The organism is Paraburkholderia sp. CNPSo 3076, assembly GCF_026343935.1.
Classification (GTDB): domain Bacteria; phylum Pseudomonadota; class Gammaproteobacteria; order Burkholderiales; family Burkholderiaceae; genus Paraburkholderia; species Paraburkholderia nodosa.
Map to the genome: position 1 here is coordinate 74,134 of NZ_JAPMAL010000038.1, position 6,066 is coordinate 80,199.

7 protein-coding genes are annotated in these 6,066 nt (G+C 64.5%); 4 read left to right on the plus strand and 3 right to left on the minus strand.

Annotation, left to right across the window (positions count from 1 at the left end):
- Window positions 1–5: 5 nt before the first annotated feature.
- Both M3A49_RS34455 and M3A49_RS34460 read right to left on the minus strand, forming a co-directional pair.
- Entirely contained in the window at window positions 6–575 is a 570-nt protein-coding gene (locus M3A49_RS34455; protein ID WP_266232901.1) for a DUF1415 domain-containing protein, read from the minus strand.
- Window positions 576–594: 19 nt separating this feature from the next.
- Window positions 595–1,236 carry a TetR/AcrR family transcriptional regulator gene (locus M3A49_RS34460; protein ID WP_266232902.1) on the minus strand — a complete coding sequence of 214 codons (642 nt, stop codon included), beginning with the start codon at window positions 1,234–1,236 and terminating at the stop codon, window positions 595–597.
- 174 nt (window positions 1,237–1,410) lie between these two features.
- On the opposite strand from M3A49_RS34460, the gene M3A49_RS34465 reads away from it, so the two are divergent.
- The 3 genes from M3A49_RS34465 to M3A49_RS34475 all read left to right on the plus strand — a co-directional run bounded on the left by M3A49_RS34465 (window position 1,411) and on the right by M3A49_RS34475 (window position 4,911).
- Entirely contained in the window at window positions 1,411–2,694 is a 1,284-nt protein-coding gene (locus M3A49_RS34465; protein WP_028206637.1) for an MFS transporter, read from the plus strand.
- Window positions 2,695–2,857: 163 nt separating this feature from the next.
- Window positions 2,858–3,460: a nitroreductase family protein gene (locus M3A49_RS34470; protein WP_254356194.1), complete on the plus strand. Its 603-nt coding sequence runs from the start codon at window positions 2,858–2,860 to the stop codon at window positions 3,458–3,460.
- 191 nt (window positions 3,461–3,651) lie between these two features.
- Complete coding sequence (locus M3A49_RS34475; protein ID WP_266232903.1) at window positions 3,652–4,911, plus strand: Hsp70 family protein; 1,260 nt, start codon at window positions 3,652–3,654, stop codon at window positions 4,909–4,911.
- A gap of 157 nt (window positions 4,912–5,068) precedes the next feature.
- Here M3A49_RS34475 and M3A49_RS34480 read toward each other — a convergent pair whose 3' ends face one another.
- Complete coding sequence (locus M3A49_RS34480) at window positions 5,069–5,272, minus strand: cold-shock protein (protein ID WP_027797379.1); 204 nt, start codon at window positions 5,270–5,272, stop codon at window positions 5,069–5,071.
- 433 nt (window positions 5,273–5,705) lie between these two features.
- Here M3A49_RS34480 and M3A49_RS34485 point away from each other — a divergent pair.
- On the plus strand, window positions 5,706–6,066 hold a 361-nt coding region (locus M3A49_RS34485), incomplete at its 3' end, for an APC family permease (RefSeq protein ID WP_266232904.1).

Genomic DNA, 6,066 nt, shown 5'->3' on the forward strand with positions numbered 1-6,066 from the left:
CGACGTTAGTCGCGCTTGCTCATCCAGTCTTGCCAACCATCGAAGCCGAGCTTGCGCAGCGTTTCCTGGTTGCGTTCGTAGATGTCGGCGGCGTCGGGGAATGCCTCGACTGCGCGCTCGATGCTCGCTTCGCGCAGCAGATGCAGGATCGGATACGGTGCGCGGTTCGTGTAGTTCTCGATGTCGTCGGGCTCGGTGCCCTCGAACTGGAAATCCGGGTGAAAGCTCGCAACCTGGAGCGTGCCTTCCAGCCGCAACTGCTGCACGAGGCGCTCGGCAAACCAGGTCGCGTCATTGAAATCGGCGAAGTCGGCCAGCGCGTGGGGCAGGATCAGGAGCGTCGTGTCGATCTGAGCGGCATCTGCGTGAGCCAGCGTTTGCAACTCGCGTTCGAGATCGGTGAGGACACCTTCCAGACTGGTCGCGTCGCTGATCACGTAGCGAATCTGGTTCTTCACGTGCACGCTTTTCGCGAACGGGCAAAGGTTCAGGCCAATCACGGCGCGCGTGAGCCAGTGGTGGGTTGCTTCGAGAATGGCGGCGTGGTCGGGGGACAGAGCAGCGGTTTGGTTCATCGTGCCATTTTACGGGTGGCTAGCGCCCGGGACATGCCGCCTCGATCAACAGCTTTGCCATGCGCGGCGCCGCGAGAATCGCGCCGCACCCGGGGCCGTAAGTCTGGCTTGCGGCATAGACGCCTTCGACGAGCAGCGCGAGTTCCTCGGCGAGCCCGACCGGGTCTCTGGCTCCCGCTTCCTGCGCGAGCGCGGTGAGCCGCGCCATGAGCCGCGTCTTGTTGTTGTCGACGCTGCGCCGTGCGGGGTGCGTGGCGTCGGGAAATTCGGTCGCGACGTTGACGAACGGACAGCCGCGATAGTCCGGCACTGAGGCGCGGCGCGCGAGGTCCTCGAAATACTGCACCAGTTGCTTCGCCGGTTCACCGGGATGCTTCGCGAGACTTTCGTCGAAGCGCTCGAAAAAGCGCACGTCGCAGCGCTGCAGGTAGGCGACGACGAGATCGTCCTTCGACGAAAACTGGCGGTACAGGCTCATCTTGTTGACGCCAGCGCGCTCGACCACGGCCTCGACGCCGACCGCGCGCACGCCCTCGCGGTAGAACAGCTCATCGGCGGCGCGCAGCAAGTGCTCGTGTGCGCGCGCGCCAGCCGTCTGCGCGCGGGGGCGGCGCGTGCGGGCAGCGGCGGTAGTGGTTTCGTCGTGGCCTTCGTGTTTCATGAGGGCATCTCGCGATCAGGGTGTTGCTTGACATGTTACCGAGCGGTAACTACTATTGCAACACACTTGTGACCGATCGGTAACAATCGAGCGAGGGTGGACTCGTCGCAGCGAGCGGTCATACCAACGAAAACATCGGCGTGTCGAACCCGGCGCGGCGTGACAGGAGCACCAATGAACTGGGCAGCGAGGCGAATAGTCGGGCGTTTCCACTACGGATGGCTCGTCGTGGCGGTGGTGTTTCTGGTGCTGCTGGCGGCGGCCGGCACGCGGGCGACGCCCAGCGTGATGATGGTGCCGCTCGAACATCAGTTCGGCTGGAGCCGGGCGACGATCTCGCTCGCCATCTCAGTGAACATCGCGCTCTATGGCCTCATGGGCCCGTTTGCGGCGGCGGCCATGCAGCGCTTCGGCGTGCGGCCCACGCTGCTCGCGGCGCTCGGCACCATGGCGGCGGGCGTGGCGCTTTCCGCGCTGATGACGCATCCGTGGCAGATGATCCTGATCTGGGGCGTGATGGTGGGCGGTGCCACCGGCGTCGCGGCGCTCTCGCTCTCGGCCACCGTCGTCACGCGCTGGTTCCACTCGCATCGCGGGCTTGCCATGGGCGTCCTCACCGCGAGTTCGGCCACGGGCCAGCTCGTGTTCCTGCCGCTGCTTGCGGCAATCGTGGAGAAGCACGGCTGGCAGTCGGTGGTGCTCGTGGTCGCGGTGGCCGCTGCCGCGGTGCTGCCGCTCGTGCTGTTCCTGCTGCCCGAGCGGCCCGCGAGCGTGAATCTGCGTCCGTTCGGCGAGGACGAGAGCACCCCCGTCGCGCCGCCGGCGCCTCATCAAAATCCGCTGAAGATCGCGTTCGACGCGCTCTTCATGGCGAGCCGTACGCGCGACTTCTGGCTGCTCTTCTTCAGCTTTTTCATTTGCGGCGCGAGCACGAACGGCTATGTGGGCACGCACCTCATCGCCATGTGCGGCGACTACGGCATGACCGAAGTGCAGGGCGCCTCGCTGCTCGCGACGATGGGCATTTTCGACCTGTTCGGCACGACGCTCTCGGGCTGGCTCTCGGACCGCTTCAACAGCCGCTTGCTGCTGTTCTGGTACTACGGGCTGCGCGGACTTTCGCTGATCTATTTGCCGCACGCGTTCGGCATCGACTTCTTCGGGCTGCCGATTTTCGCGGTGTTCTACGGCCTCGACTGGATCGCGACGGTGCCGCCGACCGTGCGGCTCGCCACCGATGTCTTCGGCAAGGAGCGCGCGCCGATCGTATTCGGCTGGGTCGTGGCGGGCCATCAGCTCGGCGCGGCATTCGCGGCGTTCGGCGCGGGCTTGCTGCGCTCGAGCCTCGGCACTTATACGGTGGCATCGATGATTTCGGGTGGCCTGTGCCTCGTGGCATCGTTCCTCGTGCTGCGCATCAACCGCGGGCCGCGCGCCGTGGGCGTGCAAACGGCCTGACGACGCGCTCGTCTACCGCGACTTCACGGCGCCGGTTCGCACTTCGGCGCACCCCGACGGGCGACGCAAGAGCGTCGCCCGTTGCGTTTGAGCGTATTTCACACGCTGCGGTTATTCTAGTGACCCCCGGGCAAGCCGCCCGCCACCCAAGGACACACAAGGCATGACGAAGCACAAACCCGCACCGACAGCCGTGCCCATTCACGAACTCATCGCCGGCCGCTGGAGCCCGCGCGCCTATTCGAGCGAGCCGGTGAGCCGCGAGGCGCTGCACGCGGTGATCGAGGCGGCGCGCTGGGCGCCCTCAGGCTACAACCTGCAGCCATGGCGCTTTATCGTGTTCGACCGCAGCACCGACGAAATCGCGTTCAAGCGCGCGTTCGCGACGCTCGTGCCGTTCAACCAGCAGTGGAACGCACCGGCGTCGGTGCTGATCGCGGTGACCGCACAAACGCTCAACGCAAAGGGCGAGGTGAATCGCACGGCGCAATACGATGCGGGCGCCGCGGCCATGTCGCTGGTGCTCCAGGCGCATGCGCTGGGCCTCGCGGCGCACCAGATGAGCGGTTTCGACGTGCAGGCGTTCCGCACGGAATTCGCGTTGCCGAACGACGTGGAGCCGCTCTCGATCATCTCGCTCGGCCACTATGGCGAAGCCGAGAAGCTGGAGCCCGTGCTGCGCGACCGTGAAAAGGCGGAGCGCACGCGCTCGGCGATGGGCGAGATCGCCTACGCGAACGCCTGGAAGCAGCCGTTCAAGGGCTGAGTCGGGAGAAGTCCCGCGCCCATGAGGGGTAGCGAGCTTTAGCGAAAACGCGCGGCATGGCCCGCGCGTTTTTCTCTTGCGGGGTCGCATCGTGGGCCTGCGGTTGCCCCGCGCGGCGCTTTCGTGCTACAAAGCCGATCCCCCCGACCTTTCCTCTCTTGCGCGCGCATTCGCTGCGGCGCGCTCTTGCCATGACCAGCTTCTGCGCGATTGACTTCGGAACCTCCAATTCGGCGGTGGCGCTCCCGGCAGCGGCCGACGGCGCGATGCGCCTCGCGCCGGTGGAAGGCGCACACACCACGTTGCCCACGGCGGTGTTCTTCAACGTCGACGAGCACACGCGCGAATTCGGCCGTGCGGCGCTCGCGTCCTATATCGACGGCTTCGACGGCCGGCTGATGCGCTCGATGAAGAGCATCCTCGGCTCGCCGCTCGCCGAAAGCACGACCGACCTCGGCGACGGCAGCGCGATGCCCTATACCGAGATCATCACGATCTTTCTGGAGCACCTGAAGCGCAGCGCCGAGCGTTGCTCCGGAACGCCGATCACGCGCGCGGTGCTGGGCCGTCCGGTGTTCTTCGTCGATGAAGACCCGCGCGCCGATCAGCTCGCCCAGGACCAGCTCGAAGCCGCGGCGCGCCGGGTGGGCTTTCGCGAGATCGAGTTCCAGTACGAGCCGATCGCGGCGGCGTTCGACTACGAGTCGCGCCTCGCGCAAGAAGGACTCGTGCTCGTCGCCGACATTGGCGGTGGTACGTCGGACTTCTCGCTCGTGCGTGTGGGGCCAAATCGCATGTCACGGCTCGAACGCAAGGACGACGTGCTCGCGCACCACGGCGTGCACGTGGCTGGCACCGACTTCGACCGCCGCGTCGAACTCGCGACCATCCTGCGCGAACTGGGCTACCAGTCGCTCGACCCCGAAGGCCGCGAGGTGCCGAACCGCATCTATTTCGATCTGGCGACGTGGCACCTCATCAACACGATCTACACGCCCAAGCGCGCAACCGAGTTGAAGCTAATGCGCCATCTTTACCCCGACACGCGCCACCACGACCGGCTGATGCGGGTGGTCGAAGAGCGTCTGGGGCACGCGCTCACGGCGCGCGCCGAGGAGGCGAAGATCGGCGTTTCGGCGGGCGGGGAGACGATGATCGACCTCGAAGCCGTCGAGGCGGACTTGCGTCTGGCGTTCGGCGATACGCAACTCGTCGAGGCGGGGCGCGAGGAGACGCGGCGCATCGTGCAGGCCGCGCGTGAAACGGTGCAGGCCGCGGGTGTCGCGCCGGGGCAGGTGAGCGCGCTTTACTTCACGGGTGGCTCGACCGGCCTCTTGTTCCTGACGCAGGCGCTGGCCGAGGCATTTCCGCAGTCGCATGCCGTGTTCGGCGACCGTCTTGCCAGCGTGGCGACGGGTCTCGGCATTCACGCACAGCGCCTTTTCGGCTAAACGCGCGGGGCGCCTAAACTCCGCTCTAAAGCGTCAGGCAAGAAAAAACCCCACCTTCCAGAAGAAGCGTGGGGTTTTTCGGCAAGCTTGCTAGTCAGGACCGCGCAGAAGCGGCGTCCAGATCCTAAAAGCCGTAGCAGACCAATAAGCGCAGTGCTTAGACCGGCTTGATGTTGGCAGCTTGCTTGCCCTTCGGGCCCGTGCGGACTTCGAATTGAACCTTTTGGTTCTCTTGCAGCGTCTTGAAGCCGTCAACCTTGATTTCCGAGAAGTGCGCGAACAGGTCTTCGCCGCCGCCGTCCGGAGTGATGAAGCCAAAGCCCTTTGCGTCATTGAACCACTTGACGGTACCGGTTTCCATATTACTTTCCTAAAAATGAATGAAGGCCGAAGCCCGAGAGGTGCACGAAAATCAAGGAAGGGGTATGGGACCAGCCGGAGTACCGTTGATGGGCGAACTACGAAAGACCTATTCACACTCGCCGCTTGAAATCCTGCCCGAACTTTATACGGCTAAATGCGTGCAAGGTCAACTAGGGCCCCCGGAAAGTGCGTATTTTTTTGCGACAGGGTCGAAATGAACCCTTACAAAGCTTGATAAGCAAATGACTTTTTTGTATTAGGAGGTCGTTTTTGACGCCCTTCCGTGGTGCAACCGGTTAAACTACGCGCCGCGCAGGAGTTGCGCCTACAGGCGCAATCTTTCGTGTGGAGGTACGACAACCGCAGAAAACCCGCCCGCACAACAGACGGGATAAACGCGGTGTCGAGCTGCTCTTGAAACAGGAGAAGACGTGAAAAGTTCTATTCAACGGAACATCGGCCCGTTCGCGCTGATGTTCACCGGCCTCGGGTCGATCATCGGTTCGGGCTGGCTGTTCGGCGCGTGGAAGGCGGCGAAAATTGCAGGTCCGGCGGCCGTTTGCGCCTGGATCATCGGCGCCGTGGTCATTCTGGCCATCGCGCTCACCTATGCCGAACTCGGTGCGATGTTCCCGGAGTCGGGCGGTATGGTCCGCTACGCCCGCTACTCGCACGGCGCACTGGTGGGCTTCATCAGCGCGTGGGCAAACTGGATCGCCATTGTCTCGGTGATCCCGATTGAAGCCGAGGCCTCGATCCAGTACATGAGCACCTGGCCCTATGCGTGGGCGC